This window comes from Streptomyces sp. NPDC104106 (genome assembly GCF_055584345.1).
In genome coordinates, this window is record NZ_JBVJMF010000013.1 from 39,231 (window position 1) to 63,567 (window position 24,337).

At 71.9% G+C, this 24,337-nt stretch carries 26 protein-coding genes and 1 pseudogene; 10 read left to right on the forward strand and 17 right to left on the reverse strand.

Translation table 11 applies throughout. The annotated features are described in order from the left end of the window. The 9 genes from ACZ60X_RS27550 to ACZ60X_RS27590 form a co-directional block, all read right to left on the reverse strand. Entirely contained in the window at positions 1-486 is a 486-nt protein-coding gene (locus tag ACZ60X_RS27550; protein ID WP_469603774.1) for a hypothetical protein, read from the reverse strand. 239 nt (positions 487-725) lie between these two features. Continuing rightward, entirely contained in the window at positions 726-2,897 is a 2,172-nt protein-coding gene (locus ACZ60X_RS27555; protein ID WP_469603777.1) for an FtsK/SpoIIIE domain-containing protein, read from the reverse strand. A 127-nt stretch (positions 2,898-3,024) separates the two neighbouring features. Next, positions 3,025-3,342, reverse strand: coding sequence for a hypothetical protein (locus ACZ60X_RS27560; protein WP_469603779.1), 318 nt, complete (start codon positions 3,340-3,342; stop codon positions 3,025-3,027). Position 3,343: 1 nt separating this feature from the next. Further along, on the reverse strand, positions 3,344-3,691 hold the full coding sequence (locus ACZ60X_RS27565) for an RRQRL motif-containing zinc-binding protein (RefSeq protein ID WP_469603781.1): 348 nt from the start codon (positions 3,689-3,691) through the stop codon (positions 3,344-3,346). Continuing rightward, positions 3,691-4,548: a protein spdB gene (locus ACZ60X_RS27570; protein ID WP_469603784.1), complete on the reverse strand. Its 858-nt coding sequence runs from the start codon at positions 4,546-4,548 to the stop codon at positions 3,691-3,693. The genes ACZ60X_RS27565 and ACZ60X_RS27570 overlap by 1 nt, the downstream gene beginning before the upstream one ends. Continuing rightward, positions 4,545-4,829, reverse strand: a complete 285-nt coding sequence (locus ACZ60X_RS27575; RefSeq protein WP_469603787.1) for a hypothetical protein — start codon at positions 4,827-4,829, stop codon at positions 4,545-4,547. The genes ACZ60X_RS27570 and ACZ60X_RS27575 overlap by 4 nt, the downstream gene beginning before the upstream one ends. Continuing rightward, a complete protein-coding gene (locus tag ACZ60X_RS27580) occupies positions 4,826-5,275 on the reverse strand; it encodes a Pycsar system effector family protein (protein WP_469603790.1) in 450 nt (149 codons plus the stop codon). Before ACZ60X_RS27580 ends, ACZ60X_RS27575 begins: the two co-directional genes overlap by 4 nt. Beyond that, a complete protein-coding gene (locus tag ACZ60X_RS27585) occupies positions 5,272-5,541 on the reverse strand; it encodes a DUF6284 family protein (RefSeq protein WP_469603793.1) in 270 nt (89 codons plus the stop codon). The genes ACZ60X_RS27580 and ACZ60X_RS27585 overlap by 4 nt, the downstream gene beginning before the upstream one ends. A 118-nt stretch (positions 5,542-5,659) precedes the next feature. Continuing rightward, entirely contained in the window at positions 5,660-5,818 is a 159-nt protein-coding gene (locus tag ACZ60X_RS27590) for a hypothetical protein (RefSeq protein ID WP_469603795.1), read from the reverse strand. A gap of 728 nt (positions 5,819-6,546) precedes the next feature. On the opposite strand from ACZ60X_RS27590, the gene ACZ60X_RS27595 reads away from it, so the two are divergent. The 3 genes and pseudogenes from ACZ60X_RS27595 to ACZ60X_RS27605 form a co-directional block, all read left to right on the forward strand. Beyond that, a complete protein-coding gene (locus tag ACZ60X_RS27595; protein ID WP_469603798.1) occupies positions 6,547-7,320 on the forward strand; it encodes a GntR family transcriptional regulator in 774 nt (257 codons plus the stop codon). Beyond that, positions 7,317-7,877 (forward strand): GNAT family N-acetyltransferase, encoded by a 561-nt coding sequence (locus tag ACZ60X_RS27600; protein ID WP_469603801.1) that lies wholly within the window; start codon positions 7,317-7,319, stop codon positions 7,875-7,877. Before ACZ60X_RS27595 ends, ACZ60X_RS27600 begins: the two co-directional genes overlap by 4 nt. Positions 7,878-8,372: 495 nt before the next feature. Next, positions 8,373-8,958 (forward strand): annotated as a pseudogene (locus ACZ60X_RS27605) (mobilization protein); the annotation flags it as partial. Positions 8,959-9,081: 123 nt separating this feature from the next. On the opposite strand, the gene ACZ60X_RS27610 reads toward ACZ60X_RS27605, so the two are convergent. After that, complete coding sequence (locus tag ACZ60X_RS27610; protein WP_469603803.1) at positions 9,082-10,308, reverse strand: hypothetical protein; 1,227 nt, start codon at positions 10,306-10,308, stop codon at positions 9,082-9,084. A 287-nt stretch (positions 10,309-10,595) separates the two neighbouring features. Between ACZ60X_RS27610 and ACZ60X_RS27615 the strand changes: the two genes are divergently transcribed. Then, on the forward strand, positions 10,596-10,931 hold the full coding sequence (locus ACZ60X_RS27615) for an STAS domain-containing protein (RefSeq protein ID WP_469603805.1): 336 nt from the start codon (positions 10,596-10,598) through the stop codon (positions 10,929-10,931). 300 nt (positions 10,932-11,231) lie between these two features. Here ACZ60X_RS27615 and ACZ60X_RS27620 read toward each other — a convergent pair whose 3' ends face one another. Then, positions 11,232-11,492: a hypothetical protein gene (locus ACZ60X_RS27620; RefSeq protein WP_469603808.1), complete on the reverse strand. Its 261-nt coding sequence runs from the start codon at positions 11,490-11,492 to the stop codon at positions 11,232-11,234. A gap of 245 nt (positions 11,493-11,737) precedes the next feature. Between ACZ60X_RS27620 and ACZ60X_RS27625 the strand changes: the two genes are divergently transcribed. Further along, complete coding sequence (locus ACZ60X_RS27625) at positions 11,738-12,979, forward strand: PP2C family protein-serine/threonine phosphatase (protein ID WP_469603811.1); 1,242 nt, start codon at positions 11,738-11,740, stop codon at positions 12,977-12,979. On the opposite strand, the gene ACZ60X_RS27630 is transcribed toward ACZ60X_RS27625, so the two are convergent. The 4 genes from ACZ60X_RS27630 to ACZ60X_RS27645 all read right to left on the reverse strand — a co-directional run bounded on the left by ACZ60X_RS27630 (position 12,930) and on the right by ACZ60X_RS27645 (position 18,163). Beyond that, entirely contained in the window at positions 12,930-14,195 is a 1,266-nt protein-coding gene (locus ACZ60X_RS27630) for a cation:proton antiporter domain-containing protein (RefSeq protein WP_469603813.1), read from the reverse strand. The two genes, ACZ60X_RS27625 and ACZ60X_RS27630, sit on opposite strands and share 50 nt — an antisense overlap. A 27-nt stretch (positions 14,196-14,222) precedes the next feature. Continuing rightward, positions 14,223-14,858, reverse strand: a complete 636-nt coding sequence (locus tag ACZ60X_RS27635) for an HdeD family acid-resistance protein (protein ID WP_469603816.1) — start codon at positions 14,856-14,858, stop codon at positions 14,223-14,225. A gap of 272 nt (positions 14,859-15,130) precedes the next feature. Beyond that, on the reverse strand, positions 15,131-17,104 hold the full coding sequence (locus ACZ60X_RS27640) for a hypothetical protein (RefSeq protein ID WP_469603819.1): 1,974 nt from the start codon (positions 17,102-17,104) through the stop codon (positions 15,131-15,133). Positions 17,105-17,248: 144 nt separating this feature from the next. Continuing rightward, on the reverse strand, positions 17,249-18,163 hold the full coding sequence (locus tag ACZ60X_RS27645) for an aminoglycoside phosphotransferase family protein (RefSeq protein WP_469603821.1): 915 nt from the start codon (positions 18,161-18,163) through the stop codon (positions 17,249-17,251). On the opposite strand from ACZ60X_RS27645, the gene ACZ60X_RS27650 reads away from it, so the two are divergent. Genes ACZ60X_RS27650 through ACZ60X_RS27665 form a run of 4 tightly spaced genes read left to right on the forward strand, consistent with a single transcriptional unit; the run spans position 18,162 to position 21,514 of the window. After that, the gene (locus ACZ60X_RS27650; protein WP_469603824.1) at positions 18,162-18,827 is read left to right on the forward strand and encodes a rhomboid-like protein; all 666 of its coding nucleotides are present in this window, start codon (positions 18,162-18,164) and stop codon (positions 18,825-18,827) included. The two genes, ACZ60X_RS27645 and ACZ60X_RS27650, sit on opposite strands and share 2 nt — an antisense overlap. 9 nt (positions 18,828-18,836) lie before the next feature. Then, complete coding sequence (locus ACZ60X_RS27655) at positions 18,837-20,267, forward strand: NAD(P)/FAD-dependent oxidoreductase (protein ID WP_469603827.1); 1,431 nt, start codon at positions 18,837-18,839, stop codon at positions 20,265-20,267. Positions 20,268-20,303: 36 nt separating this feature from the next. Then, a complete protein-coding gene (locus tag ACZ60X_RS27660) occupies positions 20,304-20,786 on the forward strand; it encodes a GNAT family N-acetyltransferase (RefSeq protein ID WP_469603830.1) in 483 nt (160 codons plus the stop codon). 47 nt (positions 20,787-20,833) lie between these two features. Continuing rightward, on the forward strand, positions 20,834-21,514 hold the full coding sequence (locus ACZ60X_RS27665; RefSeq protein WP_469603832.1) for a pentapeptide repeat-containing protein: 681 nt from the start codon (positions 20,834-20,836) through the stop codon (positions 21,512-21,514). A gap of 38 nt (positions 21,515-21,552) precedes the next feature. Here the strand turns inward: ACZ60X_RS27665 and ACZ60X_RS27670 are convergent, their stop codons facing one another. Continuing rightward, entirely contained in the window at positions 21,553-22,053 is a 501-nt protein-coding gene (locus tag ACZ60X_RS27670; protein ID WP_469603835.1) for a hypothetical protein, read from the reverse strand. Positions 22,054-22,145: 92 nt separating this feature from the next. Between ACZ60X_RS27670 and ACZ60X_RS27675 the strand changes: the two genes are divergently transcribed. After that, a complete protein-coding gene (locus ACZ60X_RS27675) occupies positions 22,146-23,552 on the forward strand; it encodes a M1 family metallopeptidase (protein ID WP_469603838.1) in 1,407 nt (468 codons plus the stop codon). A 74-nt stretch (positions 23,553-23,626) separates the two neighbouring features. On the opposite strand, the gene ACZ60X_RS27680 is transcribed toward ACZ60X_RS27675, so the two are convergent. Beyond that, complete coding sequence (locus tag ACZ60X_RS27680) at positions 23,627-24,202, reverse strand: TerD family protein (RefSeq protein WP_469603840.1); 576 nt, start codon at positions 24,200-24,202, stop codon at positions 23,627-23,629. Positions 24,203-24,337 lie beyond the last annotated feature (135 nt).

A 24,337-nucleotide genomic window follows, 5' to 3' on the forward strand; every position in this document is an offset into this window, starting at 1 on the left:
CTAGCGCTGCTGGTTGTTGGTCTTGGCCCACACGCCGCGCGTGGTGGTGGTGACGTTGCGCTGGTCCTGGTAGACGGGGCCGGTGTAGTGCTGGTGGATCTCGGGCGGCAGGACGTCCTTGGCGCGGCGCAGCATGCGGGCGATGGCGAGGATCGGTGCGGCCACGGCGGCGGGGGCGGCGCAGATCATGCCGACCACGGTGGGGTCGGCCTGCCCGGACGCGAGCAGGACCCCGATGGCGACGGCCCCGACGGGCAGGGAGGCGGCGCCGGCGGACAGCATCAGCGTGCTGGCGTCCACGGCCCGCTGCGACATCGGCGGCCGGCCGGGCTGGGCCACGGGCGGCGCGGCGCCGATGACGGCCTTAGGGCTGGCGTCGTGCAGACGTGCTTGCTGAATGGCGTTGTCGACGGCCGCTTGCATGACGGCGTCCGCGAGCGGGTTGACGGCCTGCCCGACGGTGTCGGCGGTGGTCTCGGTGTGCATGCGGAAGTCCCTTCCGAAGAGCTGTCCGGGGACGGGGAAGACCCCTTGAAACGGGGTGTGGAGGGGGTGCGGGCAGGGGGCGCCGGGCCCCCTTTACCGGCCTTACCTTGCAGGTCAGGGGCCTCTACCGCCCCCTCTACCGGGGTAAAGAGCCCCCGCTACCCGGCCGCGGTCACGGAAGGACCGCCAGCCGGGGCACGGAGGGGTGCCGGGTGAGGGGTTGGTAGAGGGGGAGGGCTTTACCTGCCGGTGCTGAGGAGGATCTCGGCGGGGACGGCGGCTTCGATGTCGCGCCGCTGGTATCCGGCGCCGTTCGCACCGCTGATCTTCACCTGCTTGCTGGTCCGCTTCACGCCCGCGGCTTCCAGTTCGGCGGCAAGGCGTTCGGCGTTGAAGTCGCCGTAGACGTCCTCGTCCAGGTTGACCAGGCCGTTGAGGAGGTCGGTGGTGAACATGCGCGGGGAGTGCCGCATGACCTCCAGCACGTCGGAGACGATCGCGGGCACGCTCAGCCCGGCGGCGTCCGCGGCGGCGGTGACGTCGCCGGCCGCGTCGCCGGTGAGTTGTCCGGCGGCCTCCCGCAGCGCGCGGCCCTTGCGGCACAGCGCCGCAAAGCCGGGCCCGTCGAGGTAGTCGGCGCGTACGGTCACGAACGAGGCCGGGCCGGTGACCAGGACACCGACGCCCTGGTGTTCCTCGGACAGCACGGAGGCGTCCGCGCCCTGGGCGGCCTTGCCCTTGCCGAGAACCATGTCGGAGCTGGTGCGGTCCACGACCTGGGTCGAGTAGCGGATGGTGATGATCTCCCGCAGCTTCGGCGGCACCGACTCCGCATCCGGGCGCTGGGAGGCGAAGTTGCAGATGAACCCGGCGGCGGGTCCCCGGCGGGCGATGCGGCACAGGTCGTTGATGACCTGCTCGCGGTCCTCGCGCTCCATCGCGGTGAAGTACTCCTGCAGCTCGTCGATGGTGACGAAGATGACCGGCAGGTTGTACTTGACCATGATGTCGGGGGTGAGCTTGCCCTCCGGGCACACCGAGGTGGGCAGGTCCCGCAGGAGTGCGAAGCGGCGTTCCATCTCTGCGAGGAGTTCTTGCAGCATGGCCTTGAGTGCTTCGATCGCGTCGTCCTCGGCGCCCATGACCAGGCGGTGGGCGACGGCCTTCATGGCCTTCCAGTCGGCGCCGCCCTTGCCGTCGGCGACGTAGTGGCGCACGTAGGCGTCCAGCAGGCCGGCCGCGGTCAGCAGCCGCTGCGAGAACGTCTTGCCCCGGCGGGGCAGGCCGCCGAAGAACATCGACTGCCACATGACGGGGACGTTGACGCGGTTGCCGCGGGCGTCCTGCCCGAAGGGGATCGCGTCCCAGATGGAGAACTTCTCTGCCTTCTCCAGCGGGGAGGGGTTCGGGGTGCCCAGGTAGGGGTCGTCGTCGGCGACCCACATCGAGACCCGGCCGGCGTTGCCGCCCTTGGCCGCGCGGACGCGGGACATGATGACCTGGATCTCATCGACCCCGAGTTCCTGGGCGATGACCTCACGCTTGGCCAGCACGTCGGACGCGGTCTTGCCGCCCCCGCGGGGCATGTCGAAGATCACGGACCAGCCGCGGCCGTCACGGACCGGGCCCATCGTGCAGTGCACCTTCGGAAGGTCCTTGTCGTCCTTGCCGCTGCCGCTTTTGAGGAGGCCCGCGGCGCGCAACGCGTCGTTGAGCTGCTGCGCGGACATGTCGACCTTCAGCGGCGGCGCCGCCTGGTCCAGGAGGTGGGTCTCCTTGCCGCGGCCCAGGTGGGCGAGCGGGGTGATGACGGCGACGGCCGCGGCGGCCTGGAGCATCGGCGGTGCCAGCGCCAGTCCCAGCGCGGCGGCGGCCACGGCCACGGCGGCGGCTCCGAACCGCCAACGGCGGGTCTGGGTACGGGCGTAGTGGGCGGCCTGCAACCGGGTGGCAAGCTCGACGTCTTCCGGGCGGGCCTTGACCTGCGCCCTGAGTGCCTTCACGGCCGCGGAGTGGTCCTGCGCCGACAGGGTGGGCCACAGGCCGGCCGCGGCCCGGTAGAAGCCGCGCGCGGCCAACAGCACGGTCTTGAACAGGTACTTGGGGGTGCGGATGCCGTGATAGCGGGTGTGCCACCACGTCAGCCGGCCGAACGCGCGGACGTTGGCCAGCACCGACGCACGCGAGCGCGCCCACACGGGCAGAAGCGGCGCGTCGGGCACGGTGAGCCAGTCGGCAAGCGGGTTGTCGGCCCGGTCGACGGCCTCACCCGCGATGTCGGCGGTGTCCGCGGCGGTGGGCAGGACCACCAGAGCAGGTGCCTTGGCCAGATCGACCGGCGCCGTTTCGGCGGACGGCTCGGAGTCCGGGTCGGGGTCGGGCTTGTGGAGAGGGATGACGTTGCCGCTCATGCGGGATCTCCTGAACTGCCCCGGAACCGGGGCGGGAAGTCGAGGGAGCCCCGCCCGGCGTCACGGCGCGGGCGGGGCGGTGCGCGGGATCAGCGCCCGTGGTGGGGGCAACGGTGGTGGTCCATGCTCACCACCACCCGGTGGACTTCTTGGCGGCCTTGGCCTGCGCTTCCTCGGTCACGATGCGCTGCCGCTCGGTCTCCAGGGCGGAGATCTCCGCAACGAGCCGGGTCTCCGCCGAAGCGAAAATGGTGTCGATCCGGTTGTCCGCGCGGGCGGTGCCGTTGCCCCGGTGCAGGCTGTAGGCGCCGCCGGCCGCGGCCCGCAGCACGGCGCGGCGCTCGCGGCCCTCCAGCGGCCACATGTCCTGATTGCGCACGGCCGTCAGCTTGTTCTTGGCGTTCTGGATCGCCCTGTCCAGGGCGCGGGTGTCGGGCTTGCCCATGTCAGGCACTCCTCGGCTCGTCAGAAGGTTCGGGGAAGGCGCAGGGCGTGCACATGCCGAGCGAGGGCGGGATGACGTATCCGGCATCCCGCCTGCAGGCGGGGCAGACGCGGCGCGCCGTGTTGGCCTTGGCCAGGGCCGCCCACCTGGCCGGGGTCATCGGCCGTACGGGCTGGGCCAGGTCGACGCGGTAGAGGTAGGCGACCAGGGGGCCGCGTCGGCGGCGGGGGCGTTCGAGCTGGGCGGCCACCGGCTGGCCGCCGGGGCGCAGCCCTTGCGCCCGGAGTTGGCGGTAGGTGGCGTATCCGTCCGGGGCGAGGCGCCACCGGAACACCGGCAGCGCCGCCATCACACGACGCGCTTCCAGGCGGCCCTAAGGCGGACCTCGGAAGCGGAGTGCCCGGCGGCCCGGAAACGGGAGGACATCTCCCGGTATGACAGGGCCGGGTCCTCGCTGTGACGGATCTCGTCAACGAGAGCATCCAGCGCGTCATCCGAGAGAGCGGGCCCCTCGATCGCGGGCGCCGCCACGGGCTCCACCGGGCCCCACACGGGCAGTTCCCATCGGGGCGTGACACCGGGTGTGACGCGGGCCGTCACGCTGGTCAGCGCCCTGCCGGTCTCCTCGGCGGCGCGGGCCGTCTCCAGGGTTGCCCACGCCCCCGCCAGGGTCTTGGCGGTCTTGGCTGTGACGCGTGCGACGCGGGCCCCCGCCCCTGTCACGGCCGCAAGCCGGGTCTCCTCGGTGGCCGCTTCAGCACGGAGCCGGGCGCGGGCCACGGCTGCTTCGTCGCGGGCTTCCTGTTGGATGCCCCGGATCGCGTCCAGCGCGGCCGGCGTGAGCGCGGTGCGCTCCCACAGTCCGTGGACCAGCCACAGCGCCTTCGCTGCGAGCGGAAACCAGGCCACGGCCAGCCACGCGGCGGCATAGCCGTCGGCGGTGAGGGCGTGGGCGACCAGGACGCCGGCCGCGATGAGGCCGAAGGACCAGCCGACACCGGTGACGGCGTTGCTGTGGTCGCCCTGGGCGGCGAGGCGGCGCTCATAGGCGAGGGTGGCCAGCCATCCGCCGTCGATCCCGAGACCGACGATGAGCGCGATGGGCCCCGGCACCGCAGTGCCCAGCCACATCACCACCACGGCCAACGTCAGGACCATCGACACCGCCGTCATCGCGACGGCGGGCAGCGCGGTCTTGGCCTTCACGCCGCACCCCCTTCATTGGGCCAGGGGGTGTAGGTGAGCGGGTGCTGTGCCGTCCAGGTGCGCAGCGACTCGGCGGCGCCGGTCAGGCCGTGGTTTTCGTCCAGGACACCGGCGAGGATGACCCGCACGTCGGACACCCTGCGCTCAATCAAGGTGGTGTACGCGCGTTCGTCGGCGTCGGTCAGGCCCGGAAGGGGGATGTTCAGCGCGTCGCGGACCGCGCGCAGCAGCGCCACGGCCCCGTCGGGCAGGCCGTCCGGACGGGCGGGGGACTCGCTCATGCCGCACCCCCGAACGCCAGCAGGACAGCGAGGACCAGCAGGGCGCCGCCGGTCAGGGTGAGATCGACCGCGCGGCGCAGGCAGGTGAACTTTGCGACCGCCAGCCGGGACAGCCCGACGACGTCGGCGGCCAGGTCCGCCGAGAGAGTGTCGGTGATCTGCTCGGGGGTCAGGGTGGCCCACAGGGGGAAGCCGTGCCCGCCGCCCAGGTTCGGGCGGACCGAGCGCAGCAGCATCCCGGCCGCCGCCACCAGCAGCACCATCCCGGCGCCGCCGACGACGAGTGCGGGGCGGGTGAGCGTCATGCCGTGGCCGACGCTCCACGCGCCGGCGAGAACGGCGCCGACGAACGCCAGCAGCAGACTCGTCTTGCCGTCCGTTCGGGCAATCTCCGCCTTCACCTCCGCGTGCGCGGCCGTCAGGGCCTGTCCGGTGGTGGGGTTCATGCCGCACCGCCCGGCAGGCTCGCCGTGGCCGTGCGGTTGGCCAGCGCCGCCCGCTCGGCCAGGACCCGGCGGCGGGCCCGGCGCAGGCGGCGGGCGTCCAGTTCGCTCGGGACGCGGTCGAGTGTGATGATCTGCGCGTCCAACAGGTCGCGCTCCGCCAGGATCAGCGGAAGTTCCTGCTCGATCGCGTCCAGTTCCGCGTCCGTCGGCTCCATGAAGTCGCCGAACGCGGTAACAGCGTCCTGAACAGTGACGATGGGTTCCATGGGTCGTGCTCTCCCTTGCCGGTGGAACGGCCCGAACAGCACCCCCGGAGCGGCTACTCCGGGGGTGCGCGCCGTTGTGGTGTGGATCAGGCCCCGGTGGGGCCTGGGAGGAAGTCGTCTAGCGGCCGTTGGCCTTGAGCGCCTTGTGCCGGTCGCCCATCTGCTTGGCGCGGAAGGAGCTGCCGGTCACCACGCCCGTGGCGCCGCAAGTGCAGGAGTACTGGTAGCCCCGGCCGCGAGGGCCGGGGACGACGCTGACGTCGTGCTTGCCGAACATGCGGTGTCCTCCAAGGTGATGCGCCGTTGGAGTCGGCGGATCGCGGCTCCCCGCACTCCCGCCCGTACGGACCCGTTGACGGCGGGCCCGGACGGGCGGGAGAGGCAGCCGGCCGCAGCGTCAGACGCTGCGAAACCAGAGAGCGGACCGGGAGAGCTGAACGGGCGCCGCCGACCGGTCCGCGTGGCCGGTGGCGCTGGGTATGTCGTCGGTTCACACCGACCTCCCGCGAGATCGCAGGGACACGGCTTCACCGGCGCACCGTTGCCACGGCAACACCGGCCCCGAGCCGGGAAAGTCGGGCGCGTCATCGTCACTGCTCTGACGCCAGCAGGGCGGCGCGTACCAGGTGGCGCGCAAGGGGTCGGTTCCCACCGATCCCTTGGCGTTTCTCCAGAGCCGATACGCAGGACAGGACACGTTCGCCTGCCACGAAGTGGCCGCCGGCGGCCGTCACCCGGGCCGTTGCGGGGACAGGGACTGAGCCCTGCCGAACTTGGCACACTGTTGAATTCTCAAGTAACTGACGCTTCCTTCGCACTCACCCCTGACGGGGCTTTCCTCCGGGCGCAGTGGGCGCAAGTGGGCACCGCTTAGGGGTGTTGCACCACCTGCTCAGCTTGTTGGTACGAGCTGATGCAGTGATGCTGCACCCACGGACAGTGAGCCGTCAAGCGATCGGGGCCAACATGTACCAACGAGTTGCGCGAGTGCGTCATCATGGGGGCATGACCAAGCAGCCGAAGTACCGGCAAGTCGCCGATGTCCTGCGCCGAGAGATCGCCAACGGGGCCTTCCCGCCGGGATCGCGGCTGCCCTCCGAGAACGACCTTCAACAGCGGTTCGACGCGTCACGCAACACGGTGCGCAACGGGCTGAGTCTGCTGGTCAGTGAGGGGTTGATTACGTCGAGCCAGGGGCTCGGCTACGACGTCAGGTCTCATGAGGTGTTCCGGCTGAACGCTTCGAAGTTCGAGAACCTGAACTTCCCGCAGAACGGTGACGCGTACAACACGGACGTGACCAACGCGGGCCGCCGACCTCATCAAACCTTCCGCGTCGAGGTGCTGCCGGCGCCGGAAGATATCGCCAAGCGTCTGGGCGTTGCCGCAGGTGCTAAGGCGGTATTGCGGTTTTGTCATCGCTACGTGGACGACGTCCCTTGGTCAACCCAGGCGACCTACTATCCGTCGTGGCTGGTGGACGAGTCGCCGCGTCTGGCCGAGCCGGGAGACATCGAGGAGGGGACGACCCGGTACCTCGCTTCCAGGGGAATCGAGCAGGTGGGGTATTTCGATGAGATCGCAGCACGCATGCCCACCCCCGAGGAGTCACACCTACTGGAGGTCGGGGCGGGGGTCCCTGTGCTGCTTTGGACGCGTACCGGCTACTCGGCGGACCGTCCCATTCGCTGCACCATCACGACGTTTCGGGGTGACCTGAACCAGATGAACTACGAGATCGGCGACCTTTCCGCCCGAAGCGAGAACGAGCCCCAGTGATAATCACTCCAGCTCAGCGGCACGACGTCTCCAAGCTGTTGGCCTTCCGAGAGGAAGCCGCAGCTTGGCTCACCCGACTCGGCACCGATCAGTGGCAGCGTCCATATCCGGCAGACAAGCTGCTGGAGACGATCGAGGCGGGCACGGTTTTCATGGTGAAGGACGGTGACGCCACGGCGGCCACCATCACAGTCACCCCTGAGGCGGAGGCCGGTCTTTGGACAGACGAGGAGCTGACCGAGCCTTCGCTGTTCATCAATAAGCTGACGGTCGCGCGTACCCATGCGGGCCAGAACGTGGGTGGTCGCCTCCTTGATTGGGCCGGTAACAGGGCCTTTCAAGCAGGGGCCAAGTGGCTCCGCCTGGACGCCTGGACGACGAACGTGGGCTTGCAGCAGTACTACCTTCGCCAAGGGTTCGAGCACGTTCGCACGGTTGTCGAGGGGAACGCAGTGAACGGTGGGCCGCGCGTATCCGGATGGCTTGCCCAGCGTGCCGCACGGCCGACGGAACACGGATTCGTAGACGAAACCGCAGCTCCCAGGCCGCTGATCTGACGGCAGACGTTGACGGCAACACCGGCGCACGTTGCCGTACCGCAGTGCCTATCAGCGGACCCCGCGCGGCGGGCTGACGAGTCGCCTCGCAGCCCGCAAAGGCGGGGGGTGGAACTTGTAAAGCGAAGGTCGTCGGTTCGAATCCGACAGGGGGCTCTGGAAAACCAGCTCTGACCTGGGGTTTATCCCAGGCGAGCCGCTCTATTCGGCCTCGGACTCCGCGTCCGGGGCCGTTTGCGTGAGCGGTTGCGCCGCCACGGCCCGGCTGGGCGGCGGATTCCTCGGCATCCGCCGGCATCTCGTCGGTGCCGGATTTCCCGGCGTCAGCCCCCTCTCGCTCGGCTTCGGGCTTCTCGGCATCACTCGCCCGGCGGGCGCGCGGTACGAGCCGCGCTGCGGTCTCGGCGATCGCCAGGTCCGCCTCGGGCAGCAGGCTCGTGTACGTGTCGGCCGTGATGGCGATCGAGGAGTGGCCGAGCATCTCCTGGATGTCTGGCACGCGACATCGTCCACACCGCCGCCGGCCCCGACGGCAGCACACTCGCCGCCTCGCAGCCCTCCTCTGGGCAACCATCGTCGCCAGGCGCTGGCATGAAGCGAAGAATCACGCTCACCAGGCTGGTGCTGCCCGGCAGGCTGCGCAGCACCTGCAGACAGCTGCGGACCGTGCCCTCGCCGCCACGCTTGCCGAACTCACAGTCCGGCCGTCCAGGGAAGAAGCCCGTCGTGTTTCGGGAACGACGTACGGGCAGCTGTCCCCGACCACGCCGAGCGGATCCTCGCCGACCCGGCTTGGCCCGCGCTCGCCACCGTCCTCGCCGACGCCGAAGCCCGTGGTCACTCACCCCACCAGCTCCTCCGGGAAGCCGCCGACCAGCGCGAGCTGACCACCGCCCGCCGGCCCGCCCGGGTCCCGATCACCCGTATCCAGCACACCGGCCGAAACCCGGCTCCCAACCGGCGCGCCGAAGCCGCCCGCCGGCGCTCGACCATCGCAGGGGCGCGCACCCCCCGAAGCCGTGAGGTCCAGACACCAATTGCTGCGCCGAAACCAGAACAGCAGCACCGACAGCGTCGGTAGCCGCCCAAGTTCCATGGCCGCTCGGAAAGGCCGAACGGGTTTCTTGCAGACGAGGGCGCTCCTTTTGAGGAGGCGCACCTCCCGGCCTGGCGGGGCGGGAGGTGTCCGTGCCACTTCCGGAGGTCAGGCCCGGGTGCGGCGGCGGCGCAGGGCCACGACGCCCAGTGCCCCGGCTCCGGCCAGCAGGAAGGCGCCGGCCGCCGCGGCGAGCGTGGCCGTCCCGCTGCTTCCGGTCCTGGCCAGCTGCGAGCCGGTCCCGGACGTGCCGGAGGTCGTGCCCGAGGTCGCGGACGGGGCCTCGGCCGAGGTGGACGGCGAGGCGGAGGGGGCCGAAGTCGCGGAGGCGCTCGGAGCCGGCGTGGGCGTGCCGCCGGTGGATCCGGTGGAGCCCGCCGCGCGCACCGTCAAGGTCGCGTGGTCTCCGCAGGAGGTGGTGCCGCTGAACGGCATCGACCCCTCGTTGACGAAGACGCAGGGTTGCACGGTGGCCTTCCCGGCGGGCGTGTCCTTGCGGTAGGTCACCCGGACCCTGGCGACCGTGCTGCTGTGCGCGGCGAGGGAGGCGTCCTTGCCGATCACGTCGAACCCGTACACGTCGGCCTCGGCGTTCGAGGTGAGGGGCGTGAGGGTCTTCCAGGTCCCGGAGCGCAGCACCTGCACGGAGGCGTACCTGTTGGTGATCAGCGTGTCGGTGACGTTCTCGTACCTCGACGCGGTGGGGTTGGTCACCGTGGCCTCGAAGCCGACGGCGGGGCCGCCGGCGGTCACGGTGGCGGGGAGGCCGGACAGTCCGGTGCCGAGACCGTCGACCTTGATGGTGTCGTGGTCGGTGCCGGTGGCTGCTCCGGCGGCGCCGTAGGAGACGAGAGTGGTCAGCTTCAGCTGCTGGGTGCCGCCGTTGCTGTCGCCGTTGTGCGGGGTGCCCATGGGTACCCCGATGCGCAGCTGCACGGTGCGGGAGTGGCCCGCGGCGAGCGGGAAGGTCTCGGGAACCTCGCCGGAGAACTTCTCGTCGGCGTACGTCAGCGGCACCGTCTTCCACGCCGTGCCGCTGAGCCGGTACTGCAGGGTGACGGCGTTCGGCGGCAGGCCGGCTCCGCCGTCGATCCGGTAGATCAGCCGCGCCGACGAGGTGTCGTACGCGCCGGTGTTGGAGGCCTTGGTGGTGAAGGCGACCGGCTGGCCGGCCAGGCCCACCTCCGCGGGCGCGGCGGTGGCGACCGCCAGCGTCGGCGGCTGCGATCCGTCCGCGGAAGCGGCCGGCGCGAGGCCGAAGCCCGCGACGGCCAGCAGCAGGGCGGTCCCCGAGACCGCCACCGACGAACGGACCTTGTGCGCAAGCGTGTTCAACGTATCCCCCGGGTGCGTGTGTCGCGCGGTGCCGCCGCGCTCGGTGACGGCGGGCGGTGTGCCGTCGTCACACCCAGTCGGACCCACCGGCCCGGCGGCCAGTTGTGCTGTGCCGTGTGACAGTTCTGTCACCGAGAGGCTGACGGGCATGGAGCGCCGAGGACCCCGGGAGCGATCACCGCGGGTGCTGTGCGGCAGGGCCTCGCGGTGGAAGCAGACCTGGCCTGGACAGGACCGGGCGGCCGGGGTTCTCCTGGAGGCAAGGGCCCCGGGTGGAGGGGATACCGGTGAACGGTGCGATCACGGTGGCACTCCAGACCACCGGCCCCGGCAGTTGCCGGGTGCGCGTGGCCGGGGAACTCGACGTCCTCACCGCGCCCGAGGTCCGTACGGCCTTGCGTACCGCCCTGACCGGCCACCGGCACGTGGTGATCGACCTGAGCGAGCTGCGGTTCTGCGACTGCTCGGGGCTGACCGTGCTGCTGTCGGCCGCGCGCACCGCCGGCCGTCACGGCGTGGACCTGCGCCTGTCCGCCGTCCCCCGCTTCCTCGCGCGCATCATGCGCCTGACCGGCACGCGCGGCACGTTCGCCATCGACCCCGCCTCGCAGTCCGGGCAGTGATCCGCACGCTCATGCGGTCCGACCGTGGCACCGGTTACCTGAACAGATCCTGACTGCCGCCGTGGATCACCGGCGCCGCCCGTCGTTGCGCGCACCATGGCTCCATGCGCCCGCACGCACATGGTCTTCGTAGCGGTCTTCCGTCCCGCACCTGCCCCCGCGACGGAAGAAGACCGCCATGCACGCATCCGCCATGCACGCATCCGCCATGCACGCGCCCGCTCCGACGGCCGTGCCGGCGCCCCCTGACCGCGCCACCGCCTGGCTGCGGCGCCGTCTGGGCCGGGCCGTCGTCCTGTCCTACGTCGCGGCCCTGCTCGTGCCGGGCCCCGGCCTGTGGCTGCGCCACACCCACGCGCTGCCGCTCGGACCGCTGATCCGTCGCTCGGCCGCGCCCGCTGCTGCTGGGCGCGCGCTGGTCGTGGCCGCAGTGGTCTGCCAGCTGTCGTTCGTGCTGGGCCGGTGCGCGGCGCGGCTGCTGCGCCTGGACCCGCCCGCCGCCTCCTCGCTCACCCTCGCCTGCGGCATGAACAACAGCAGCGCCGGCGCCGTGCTGATCACCGCCGCGCTCCCGGACACGCCCCACCTGCTGCTCCCGGTCCTCGCCTACGGCCTGCTCCAGAAGACAGCCGCCGACCGAGTCGTACGGATCCGGCCCCCACGGCGTTGCGTTCCCTCGCTTCGCACAGCTGACGCGGCCTGTTCCCAAGGTGCGACGCCGCGCCCGCCGCCCGCTCGCGTGGCGATCAGCAGCACATGGTGGGACACCGGAGAGGGGGCCCTCGGAGAGGAACGGGAGAGCGCCTGTGACCACGCCGCCGATCGACTACCACGCGCTGTTCACCGCCACTCCCAGCCCCTACCTGGTACTGGGCCCCGATCTCGTGATCACCGATGTGAACGCGGCCTACTGCCGGGCCACCGGCTGCACGCCGAAGGACCTCGTCGGGCAGTACCTCTTCGACGCGTTCCCCGACAACCCGGCGGACCCCACCGCCGACGGGGTACGGAACCTCGGCGCCTCCCTGCACCGGGTCCTGCGCTCGAAGGAGCCGGACACGATGGCCGTGCAGAAGTACGACATCCCCGTACCCGGCCACCCGGGATCGTTCGAGGAGCGGTGGTGGTCTCCGATCAACACCCCCGTGCTCGGGCACGACGGGCAGGTCGCCTGGATCATCCACCGGGTGGAGGACGTCACCGGCTTCGTGCTGTCCCACGCCACCCGTGCACAGCCGGGCCAGACGCTCAGTGCACGCGAGGCGATGGAGGCCGAACTGTACGCGCGGGCCCGGGAGCTCCAGCTGGTCAACGAGCAGTTGCGGCAGGCCCACGCCCGGGAACGGAAGGTCGCCGTCACCCTCCAGGAGGCGATGATGCAGTCGCCGGACCTGGCCCTGCACCCGGACATCGCGGTGCGTTACCTGCCCGCGGCCAAGGGGCTCAACGTATGCGGCGACTGGTACGACGTCGTGAACCTGCCCGACGACGCCTTCTCCGTCGCGGTGGGCGACGTGGTCGGCCACGGCCTGGAGGCGGCCGCCGCCATGGGCATGCTGCGCAGCGCCCTGTCCGCCGCCGTCCGCGCTCTGCACGAGCCGGCCAAGGCGATGGAGGTCCTGGGCCTGTACGCCCGCTCGGTGGAAGGAGCCCTCGCCACCACCGCGGTCGAGGCGGTCGTCGACACCCGCGGCCGGCACATCACCTACAGCAGCGCCGGCCACCCCCCACCCGTCCTGGTCCGCCCCGACGGCACCTTCATCCTGCTCGACCAGGCCACCGACCCACCCCTGGGAGCCCGCCCCCGGCACGTCCCGCGCCCCCAGGCCGCCGTTCCCTACACACCCGGCGACACCCTCGTCCTGTACACCGACGGGCTCATCGAACGCCGCGACGAGGACATCGACCTCGGGTTGCACCGGCTCACCCAGACCCTCACCGACAACCCCCGGCTCGGTCCTGAGCACCTGGCCGACGTCCTGCTCTCCCGCATGGGCGTCAGCAGCGGCGGACACGACGACATCGCCTTGATCGTCGCCCGCCTGTAGTGGTCGCCGGCTGTTCGGCGGAGGCGTCGCGCGGGCGGCAGAGCCGGGCGCCCCAGGGTGCCGTGAGGCTGTGCAGCACGATGCTCAGGATCACCGTCAGGACCGCGGCCTGCCTCATCAGCGTCGTCTGCTGGGCCTTGCCCTCCTCCAGGACGAGCTGACCCAGGACGAGCGTGGCGATGCCCCGGGGGCCGAACCACCCCAGGAACAGCGTGCTCCGGCCCGGCGACCCGCTGCCGGTCATGGCCACCACGACGGCCCCGACGCGTACGGCGGTCAGGGCCAGGACGGCGAACAGCCAGACGCGCCAGTCGGCGTGCCGTACCGCCGGTACGACGGCGACCGCGCCGAACAGCGCGAACACGAGGAGTCCCAGCAGCTCACCGGCCGCGTCGGTCATGTGCGCCGCCCCGACCCCCTGCCCGTGCCCGGGTGCCACGCTCGCGTACGCCAGGCCGCCGGCGAAGGCGGCGACGAAGCCGCTGCCGTGGAACGCCTCGGCCACGCCGAAGCAGAGCACCGCGAGGGCCAGGGGCGCCAACTGCACCCACGCCCCGGTCATCCACCGGCGGGACCGGGCGGCGGCCATCGCCCTGCCGCCGGCCAGGCCCAGCGCGAGCCCGGCGGCCAGCGAGGCGAGCACGGTCCGCAGCGCGAAGAGGACCCAGTGCGCCGCCAGGGGCCGGACCTGGGAGGAGGCGACGGCCAGGGCGGCCAGCAGGGCGGCCAGCGCGATCCCGTCGTACAGGCCGCTCTCGACGTAGAGGCTCTCGCGCAGGCGCAGCGGCACGCGCCGGTCCGTCAGCAGGGACTCGACCAGCGATGCCTCGGGCGGCGCCACGACGATCGCCAGGCACACGGCCTCCCAGAACGGCAGGGCGGGCAGGAGGGCCAGCGCGGTGACCGTGCCGAGTACCACGGCCACCGGCATCCCGACGCTCAGCAGGCGACGCGCCGGCGCCCCGCGCCGCAGCACCGTGCGCAGATCCAGCCGTACCGCCTGGCCGAACAGGAGGAACAGGAGCGCCAGCTGCGCGAGGATCCGGAAGCCCTGGTGCCGCAGGCCGACGTCGACCCAGCCCAGCGCGTACGGACCGAGCGCCAGGCCGAGGCCGAGAAAGGCCAGTGCCGGTGACAGCCCGACCCGGGTGATGCGCGCGGAGAAGAGCGCGTAGCCGAGGACCACCGCCGTGAGGACGAAGACGGTCCCGGGCATCGGGACGGGCGGCCGGGGCTGCCGGTGTCAGTGCTGGGGGTGGGGGTGCGCGTGGAACAGGGACCGGCGCGGCCGGGCCGTGGTGCCCCGGGTGAGGCGGCCCGCGTCGACGCGCAGCCGGACGGCGTGGAACACCTCGCCGACGCCCAGGACGATGGCCATGATGCCCGCCACCAGGGTGAGCGCGCCGATCGAGCCGAACGGCATGACGATCACCACGGCGCCCGCGAAAAGGGTGATGAGCCCCAGGGCCAGCAGTCGGCCGCGTCCCGGGACGTCGCGGGACGAGGCCGCGGCCGCCGTCATCATGACGCCCCGCAGCAGCCACCCGAAGCCGATCCAGAGGGCGAGCAGCAGGATCGACTCCAGAGCGCCCCGGAAGCAGACGAGCCCGAGGAGCACGCACAGCGCGCCGGTGATGAAGTGGAGTGCGCGCAGATGCGCGGGCACATGCGTGCCGAACGTCGCGGCCAGCTGGAAGACGCCGGTGGCCAGCAGGTAGACGCCGAAGGCGATACCGACGACGCGCAGCGTGCCGCCCGGCCATGCCAGGACGACCACGCCCAGGGCCACCGATGCCAGACCGATGGTGAGCAGGGCCTGCCAGCCGAGGTTCGCCATGGCTGCCACGCCGTTGTTCGGAGATGCGGAGGGGGATGTCATGGGGGCCACCTGATTCTCAGGGGGGTGAGACGACTTCGTCACCGCGACGCCGAGGGCGCCACGCCGGCTCCGGCACGCGGCCAGGCCAAGTCCGTGCGCCCGTCGGCCCGTTGCACAACGGTGCGCTCCGGCGGCGAAGCCACCCTCCGAGTCTAGTGGGGGTCGTGCGCCGTCGCAGCCTCTGGGGAGACGCCTGGCAGTGCAGGGCGTGAGAGACGCCGGTGACCCGGGAGGTTCCCGGGTCACCGGCGCGTCTCAGGAGCGGGTACGGCTCAGGGCACGTACGAGCGGGTGTTGCTCGCCCACAGGGCGCCGCCCGTGCCGGGGCCGCCGGTGCTCGTGTAGACGACGAAGTTGGCGTCGCTCTGCAGCAGGGCGTACGCGCCGGAGTGGCCGTTGGTGCGGGTGGACCACAGGGCGGTGCCGGTGCTGGAGTAGACGACGAGGTTGCCGTCGGCCTGCATGTACGCGTAGGCGCCGGAGTGGCCGGAGGTGCCGGTGGACCAGATGGCCTTGCCGTCGCGCTGGCGGTACATCACGAAGTTGCCGTCCGGCTGCATCACCAGGCGGACGTACTGGGTCTGCGTCCACGAGCCGCCCGTGAGCTTCTGGCCCGAGGCGAGCTTCGACGACCGCATGTAGGTGCCGTCCGACCACAGCGCGCCGCCCGTGCCGGGGCCGCCGCCGGAGCCGTAGACCACGAGGTTGCCGTCGTCCTGCACCAGGAAGTAGGCGCCGGAGTGGCCGTTGGTGTGGGTGGACCACAGGGCGGTGCCGGTGCTGGAGTAGACGACGAGGTTGCCGTCGGCCTGCATGTACGCGTAGGCGCCGGAGTGGCCGGAGGTGCCGGTGGACCAGATCGCCGGGCCGCTGCCGCTGGTGCCGTTCGTCTTCAGGTACGCGACCAGGTTGCCGTCGCTGCCCATCGTCAGCGTGATGTCCGCGCTGCTCAGCTTGTGCCCGGCGGTGAGCTTCCGGCCGGGCTGGAGCGCGTTGACGGCGTTCGCGCCGGCCGCGAAGGCGGCGGTTCCGTTGGGCGTGCCGAGGCCGGTCGGGCCGTCGTAGCCGGTGCCCGCGGCGCACAGGTAGCCGGGGGAGCAGGTGCCGTCGCTGCCCGTGGTGACGTCGTTCAGGGCGGAGCTGTTCCCGTAGGGGTACGTCGACGGGTAGCTGTTCGCGGCAGGGGTGCCGGCGAGGGCGTAGGTGGCCGCGATGATCGGCGAGGAGGCGCTGGTGCCGCCGTAGACGTTCCAGCCGGAGGAGCCGCCGTAGGTGTCGTAGACGGCGACGCCGGTGGCCGGGTCGGCGACGGCGGAGACGTCGGCGACCGTGCGGCGGGAGCAGCCGGTGTCCGTCTGCCAGGTGGGCTTGGCCTCGTCCGCGGAGCAGCCGGAGCCGGTGCCCTCGGTGCTGCTGGTGGACCACACCGACTCGCTCCAGCCGCGGGCGCTGCCCGAGCGGGTGAGCGAGGTGCCGCCGACCGCGGTGACGTAGGGCGAGGAGGCCGGGTACTGGACGCCGTAGCCGTTGTCGCCCGAGCTGACCGTGATGGCGACGCCGGGGTGGTTGAAGAACTGGTCGTCGGCGTAGGCCTCGGTCGGGTCCTCGGGGCCGCCGAAGGAGTTGGAGACGTACTTGGCGCCGAGGCGGACGGCCTCGTTCTCGGCGATGCCGATGTCGGTCGTGCTCGTGGAGGAGGCCTCGACCAGCGTGATGTGGCACTGCGGGCAGACGGCGCTGACCATGTCGAGGTCGAGGGAGATCTCGCCGGCCCAGCTCGCGTTCGGGGTGGGGTAGTTCGTCCCGCCCGTCTGGTCGACCTTGTGGAAGCAGCCGTTGGCGGCGGTGCAGGCGGGCAGCCCGTACTGGGCCCGGTAGGCGGCGAGGTCGGACTCCGCGTTGGGGTCGTCCAGGGCGTCCACGATGGCGACGGTCCGGCCCGAACCGGCGCTGGCCGACGGCAGGTTGTAGGCGCTCTGCAGGTCCGCGGGGCCGTAGCCGGACGGGGTGGTGTCCGGGCTGACGGTCAGGTGCTGGACGAGGTCGGTGCGGGCCTCGGCGAGGCACGCGACATGGCCCGGCGTCGTGGCGTGGGAGCACAGGTGCTTGACGTGGGCCGCGCCCTTGGCCGCCGGTGCGGCGGAGGCGGTCGCCGTGAGCCATCCGGTGGACAGCGCGGTGGATATGAGTGCCGTGGTGGAAAGGACGGCGGCGGCGGATGCCGCCCGGCGTCTTCCTGAGAGCAAGGAAGTGCCCTTCTGGTGGATGGCGTTGCGGACCGGGTGGGTCTGCGGACAGTCGAATGCTGCCGACGCGCTCCGACCCCGGACAATGAGCCGGGAGTAAATCCTTGATCAGTTTTCCTTGATCACGTTTGCGGCGGTCAGGTCTCACGCGCGCAGCCGGCGGGCGATCTCCAGCGGGCGGTCCCCGATCGGCCGTCCGTCCGCCACGTGCCACAGGGCGTTCTGCAGCAGCCGGCCCAGCGTCCAGGCGCGGGCCCGCTCCCGGTCCAGGCCGAGGACGTCGGTCATCGCGTCGAAGCGCCAGGCGACCTCGGCCGCCTCGAACCGGTTGACCAGCGCGGGCCACAGCTCGAAGCCGGGGTCGCCGACCAGCGGTTTGGGGTCGATGGCGAGCCAGTCGGCGCGGTCGGCGGCGAGCACGTTGTCGAAGTGCAGGTCCCAGTGCAGCAGCCGGTCGCCGGGCTCGGCGGCGACCTCGCGCACGGCGGCCGCGCAGTCGGCGACGGCCTGGCGGGTGCGGGGGTCGGGTATCCGCTCCAGCGCCCACGGGGTCCGCTCCAGCATGGCGGCGGCGATGTCGCCGAGCCGGCGCAGGCCCGGCGGCGCCGGGAGGGCGGTCAGACGGGCGAGCAGCCCGGCGACGACCTCGACGGCGGCGCGCGGGCCGGCCGCCGAGGAGAGCGTCCGGGACGCGTCCAGGCGCTCCAGGAGCAGGGTGCCCGTCTCGGGGTCGTGGTCGAGCAGCCGTACGGCGCCGTCGCCGTTCCAGGCGCGCAGCGCGACCGGTTCTCCCTCGTTCTCCTCGTCCGGCAGCTGGAGTTTGAGCACGGCCGGGGTGCCGTCCTCGCGGGCGACGGGCAGGACCAGGGCGCCGACGCCGTGCATCGAAGGGCCGTCCGGCCGCAGCCGCCAGCGCGTCAGGAAGTCCGCCGCCAGCCGGGGCAGCGAGGCGATGAAGGCCCGGCCCGCCGCGCCGTTGTACCTCGCTTGCGCCTCGGCCAGGCCGGCGGGAATGTCGATCACGGACGGGACGATACCGGCGTGCGTGAATCGGCTCATGCGAATCAAGCCGGGCCTGAACAGAGTCCTGGGGAGAGCGTGGGACTGGATCCGCAGCGCTCCCGGCACGTATCTGTGGCTGGTGGTCCTGTTCGTCACGACCGTCGCGCTGCACCGCATGTCGCCGGAGTTCGAGCAGCACTTCCTGCGCCAGCGCTCGACCAACATCCACGAGCTGTCGCACAACCCGGTGCGGGTGCTGGTGGCGAGCGCGTTCTGGATCGACAGCGGGCACTGGATCCCGTACGCCTTCCTGTACACGGTGTTCCACGCGCCGGCCGAGCGCTGGCTGGGTACGGCCCGCTGGCTCGCGGTGTGCGCGGCGGCGCACGTGCTGGCGACCCTGATCAGCGAGGGCGCCCTGCTGATGGCGATCCGGGGCGGCATCGCACCGCACTCCGCCGTCAACACGCTGGACGTCGGCGTGAGTTACGCGCTGGCCGGGGTCGTCGCGGTGCTCACGTACCGGATCGCGCGTCCCTGGCGTTACGCGTATCTGCTGGTGGTGCTGGTCGTCTTCGGACTGCCGCTGGCCGAGGGGCGGACCTTCACCGATCTGGGCCACTTCGCCTCCGTGCTGATCGGACTGGCCTGCTTTCCGCTGGTCCGGGGGCGCGGAAAAGCATGGAATCCGAAGGAGACACCGGCGGGGAGGAGGGGTTAACGTCCGCGCATGAGCAGCTCGGCAAGCAGTGCCGTCCCCGGGTGCGCGGGCGGTGTCGTCAACGGCGGGATCTCCTTCTGGTACGCGGACGACGGTCTGCCGGCGGTGCGCGAGCCGCTGGCGGGGGACGCCACGGCCGACGTCGTGATCGTGGGCGGCGGGTACACGGGCCTGTGGACGGCGTACTACCTGAAGAAGGCCGCGCCCTTCCTGCGGGTCACGGTCCTGGAGCAGAAGTTCTGCGGCTACGGCGCCTCCGGACGCAACGGCGGCTGGCTCTACAACGGCGTCGCGGGCCGCGACCGGTACGCGCGACTGCACGGGCGCGAGGCCGCCGTACGCCTGCAGAAGGCGATGAACGACACCGTCGCCGAGGTGATCGCGGTGGCGCAGGCGGAGGGCGTCGACGCGGACATCCACCGCGGCGGGGTCCTCGAAGTGGCCACCACACCGGCCCAGTTGGCGCGGCTGAAGGCCTTCCACGAGCACGAGCTGTCGTACGGCGAGAAGGACCGGGAGCTGTACGGCGCCCGCGAGACGGCCGAGCGGATCAGGGTCGCGGACGCGGTCGGCTCGACCTGGACCCCGCACGGGGCCCGGCTGCACCCGGTGAAGCTGGCCAAGGGCCTGGCGGCGGCGGTGGAGGCGCTCGGGGTCACGATCCACGAGTCGACCCCGGTGACGGAGATCCGCCCGAAGCACGCCGTCACCCCCTACGGCACGGTCCGCGCCCCCTACGTGCTGCGCTGCACGGAGGGCTTCACGGCATCCCTGAAGGGCCAGCGGCGCACCTGGCTCCCCATGAACTCCTCGATGATCGCGACGGAGCCGCTGAGCGAGGAGCAGTGGGCGTCGATCGGCTGGGCGGGCCGCGAGACCCTGGGCGACATGGCGCACGCGTACATGTACGCGCAGGCCACCGCCGACGGCCGGATCGCGCTGGGCGGACGCGGAGTGCCCTACCGCTTCGGCTCGCGCACGGACAACGACGGCCGCACACAGCGGGCCACGATCGAGGCCCTGCGCGAGATCCTGACCCGCTTCTTCCCCTCCCTCGCCGGGGTCCGGGTGGCCCACGCCTGGTCGGGGGTGCTCGGCGTCCCCCGGGACTGGTGCGCCACGGTCACCCTGGACCGCTCGACGGGCCTCGGCTGGGCGGGCGGTTACGTCGGCTCCGGCGTCGCCACCGCCAACCTGGCCGCGCGCACCCTGCGCGACCTGGTCCAGCGGGACTCCGGCCAGGCCGGCCGCACCGAGCTGACGGACCTGCCGTGGGTGAACCACCGGGTCCGCAAGTGGGAACCGGAACCCTTCCGCTGGCTGGGCGTCCACGGCATGTACGCCACCTACCGCACCGCCGACCAGCGTGAACGCCTCCGCCCCGGCACGGAGTCCTCCCGCCTGGCGAAGGCCGCGGACCGGGTGGCGGGCCGGCACTGAGGGCGCCTCGGGGCAGCCCTGGGTCAGCCTCGCGCCATGATTCGTACCGCGACCCCCGCCGACGTTTCCGTCATCCACACGCTGATACGCGAACTGGCCGAGTACGAGAAGGCGTTGGAGGAGGCTCGGGCGAGCGAGGAGCAGCTGCGGGAGGCCCTGTTCGGCGAGCGCCCGGCCGTGTACGCGCACCTGGCGGTGGACGACGACAGCGGCGAGCCGGTCGGATTGGCCCTGTGGTTCCTCAGCTTCTCCACCTGGCGCGGGGTGCACGGCATCTACCTGGAGGACCTCTACGTCCGCCCGGCCGCCCGCGGCGCGGGCCACGGCCGGGCACTGCTGACCGAGCTGGCGCGGATCTGCGGGGAGCGCGCTTACGGCCGGCTGGAGTGGTCGGTCCTGGACTGGAACCGGCCCGCGATCGGCTTCTACGAGTCCCTGGGCGCCCGCCCTCAGGACGAGTGGACGATGTACCGGCTGTCGGGCGGGGCGCTGGCGGAGCTGGCCCAGGCGGCCCGCTGACGTCCCGGGGCAGGGCGATTGTCAGTGGCGGGGTGCAGCATGGGGGCATGGCGAGGAGAGCGACAGGTACGGGCGGGAACCGGCTGAGGCCCGCTCGGCGGCCGGAGCTGCGGCTGCCGCCGCTGGAGCCGTGGAGCGGCGGCGGGCTGGCCCCGGACGGGGACTACGACGGGCTGGAGTTCCGGGACGCGGACCTGGCCCGGCAGGACGGGGCCGGGGCCCGGTTCATGGACTGCGCGCTGCGGGAGTGCGCGGTGGGCGAGACCCGGCTGCGGCACGCCCGCGTCCTCGACACCGTGCTGCACGGGCTGCGCGGGGTCGGCACGGACCTGGCCGAGGCGACCCTGCGCGACGTCGAGCTGACCGATCCCCGCCTGGGCGGCACCCAGCTGCACGGCGCCACGCTGGAGCGGGTCGTCGTCCGCGGCGGCAAGGCCGACTACCTCAACTTCCGTGCGGCCCGCCTCACCGACGTCGTCTTCGACTCCTGCGTCCTCGTCGAGCCGGACTTCGGCGGCGCCACCCTGAACCGGGTCGAGTTCGTGAACTGCTCCCTGAAGGGCGCCGACTTCAAGGGGGCGACGCTGACGGACGTCGACCTGCGCGGGGCCGCCCCGCTGGAGATCACCCGGGGGCTGGACCGGATGTCCGGCGCGGTGATCAGCACGGGCCAGCTGCTCGACCTGGCACCGGCGCTGGCGGCGGCGCTCGGACTGCGGGTGGAGTAGCGGGCCGTACGGCCACCGGGCCGGCCTCGGCCGTAGGGCTACGGCACCCGGGGGAAGCGGGCCTGGAGGGTCCAGATCGCCGGGTTCTCGGCCAGGTCCTCATGGAGGTCGGTGAGGTCCGCGATCAGGTCGTGCAGGAAGTCGCGGGCCTCGCGGCGCAGCTCGGCGTGGCCGAAGCTGAGCGGCGCCTCCTCGGCCGGCATCCAGTCGGCCTCGATGTCCACCCAGCCGAAGCGGCGCTCGAACAGCATCCGGTCGGTGGACTCGGTGAAGTCCAGCTCCGCGTGCTGCGGCCGCGCGGCGCGCGAGCCCATCGGATCCCGGTCCAGCTGCTCCACGATGTCGCACAGCGCCCACGCGAAGTCCAGCACCGGCACCCATCCCCAGGCTGTGGACAGCTCACGGTCTGTCTCGGTGTCCGCGAGGTAGACGTCGCCGCAGAACAGGTCGTGCCGCAGCGCGTGGACGTCCGCGCGGCGGTAGTCGGTCTGCGGGGGGTCCGGGAACCGGGTGGAGAGGGCGTAGCCGATGTCGAGCACGCACCGATGGTGTCACGGGGCGTCCGCGGTCCCCGCGCGCCCCTTGACTTCCGACCGGATAAGTAAGACAGGCGCCCCATAGGATCGCTGGCGTGCCCCGATCCGTACGCCTCGCCGTGGCCGCCCCGGCCGCTGCGGCCCTGCTCACGTTCAGCCTGGCCCTGACCGGGACGGCGGCCGACGGTGTCCCGCACGGCACCCCGGGCGGCTCCGGTGTGCACGACCCGTACTTCCCGCTGGCCGGCGACGGCGGCTACCACGTCGAGCACTACGCGCTCACCCTCGACTACACCCCGGCCGCCCGCCGGCTCACCGGGACGGCGGTCATCACCGCCCGCGCCACGCAGGACCTGTCCGCCTTCGACCTCGACCTCGCCGGGCTGCACGTCGACTCGGTCGCCGTCGAGGGCAGGGCGGCCCCCTTCGGCCGGTCCGGGCAGGAGCTGACCGTCCGCCCGCACACGGACCTGAACGCGGGCGAGACGTTCCGCACGACCGTCCGCTACTCGGGCGTCCCGCAGACCCTCACCGACCCCGACGGCTCCAAGGAGGGCTGGCTGCCCACCGCCGACGGCGCGCTCGGCCTCGGCGAGCCGGTCGGCTCCATGGCGTGGTTCCCGGGCAACCACCACCCCTCCGACAAGGCGTCCTACGACATCACGGTCACCGTGCCGAAGGGCCTGCAGGCCGTCTCCAACGGCGAGTTGGCGTATCGGCGCACCCGGGGCGGCCGTACGACGTACCACTGGCACACCCCCGAGCCGATGGCGAGCTATCTGGTCACGGTCGCGATCGGCCACTACACCATCAAGCGCAGCTCCGGGCCGCACGGGCTGCCGGTCCTCACCGCCGTCCACCCGTCCCAGGCGGACGGCAGCGCGGACGTCCTGGCCAGGCTCCCCGACATCCTGAAGTGGGAGGAGGACACCTTCGGCCCGTTCCCCTTCTCCTCCGCCGGCGCGATCGTCGCCCCCGAGGGCGCCTCCGGATACGCCCTGGAGACGCAGGACCGGCCCACCTACCCCGGCGCCCCGGACGTCGGCACGGTCGTGCACGAACTCTCCCACCAGTGGTACGGCGACTGCGTCACCCCCAAGTCCTGGCGTGACATGTGGCTCAACGAGGGCTTCGCCACCTACGCGCAGTGGCTGTGGATGGAGGACCACGGCGGGCCCAGCGCCCAGCAGACCTTCATGGACACGTACAACGGGGACGACGACTCGGTCTGGGCCTATCCGCCGGCGAAGCCGTCGAGTGCCGAGCACATCTCCGACAGCCCGGTCTACCAACGCGGCGCGATGGTCCTGCACAAGATCCGGCAGAAGGTCGGCGACAAGGCCTTCTTCGCCCTCCTGCGCAGCTGGCCCGCCTCGCACCGCTACGGCAACGCCGACACGGCCGACTTCACGGCGTACGTGGAGAAACAATTCCCCGGCACGGACTTCTCCGGGATCTGGAAGGACTGGCTGTACGGCGACGGCAAGCCGGCCCAGCCCTGACGCCCCGGGCGCGGCCGCTCGGGACGGCGGGAGCCCCGCCCCGTGGGCCGGGGCTCCCGTCCGGTGCGCGGGTGTCAGACGTTCACGCCGAAGTCCTGGGCGATGCCGACCAGGCCCGAGGCGTAACCCTGGCCCACCGCGCGGAACTTCCACTCCGCGCCGTTGCGGTACAGCTCGCCGAAGACCATGGCCGTCTCCGTGGCCGCGTCCTCCGAGAGGTCGTAGCGGGCGATCTCGGCGCCGCCGGCCTGGTTCACGATGCGGATGTAGGCGTTGCGGACCTGGCCGAAGTTCTGGCCGCGGTTCTCGGCGTCGTAGATGGAGACCGGGAAGACGACCTTGTCGATGTCGGCCGGGAGGGCGGCCAGGTTGACGTTGATGGTCTCGTCGTCGCCCTCGCCCTGGCCGGTGCGGTTGTCGCCCGTGTGGACGATCGAGTTGTCCGGCGTCTGCTTGTTGTTGAAGAAGACGAAGTGGGCGTCCGAGTGGACCTTCCCCTGGGCGTTGACCGCGATGGCGGAGGCGTCCAGGTCGAAGTCCGTGCCGGTGGTGGTGCGGACGTCCCAGCCGAGCCCCACGGTGACGGCGGTCAGGCCCGGAGCCTCCTTGGTGAGCGAGACGTTGCCGCCCTTGGACAGGCTTACAGCCATTCTGGGAGTCCCTTCCCTTGGTTCGGTACGGCGGAAAAGCCACAGCTACCCCTATGAACGCCGGGCGGGGCCGGGAAGGTTCCGACTTCCTTTACTTTCTTTACCCGGCATATTTCGCGTGACGTGGACCTGCTC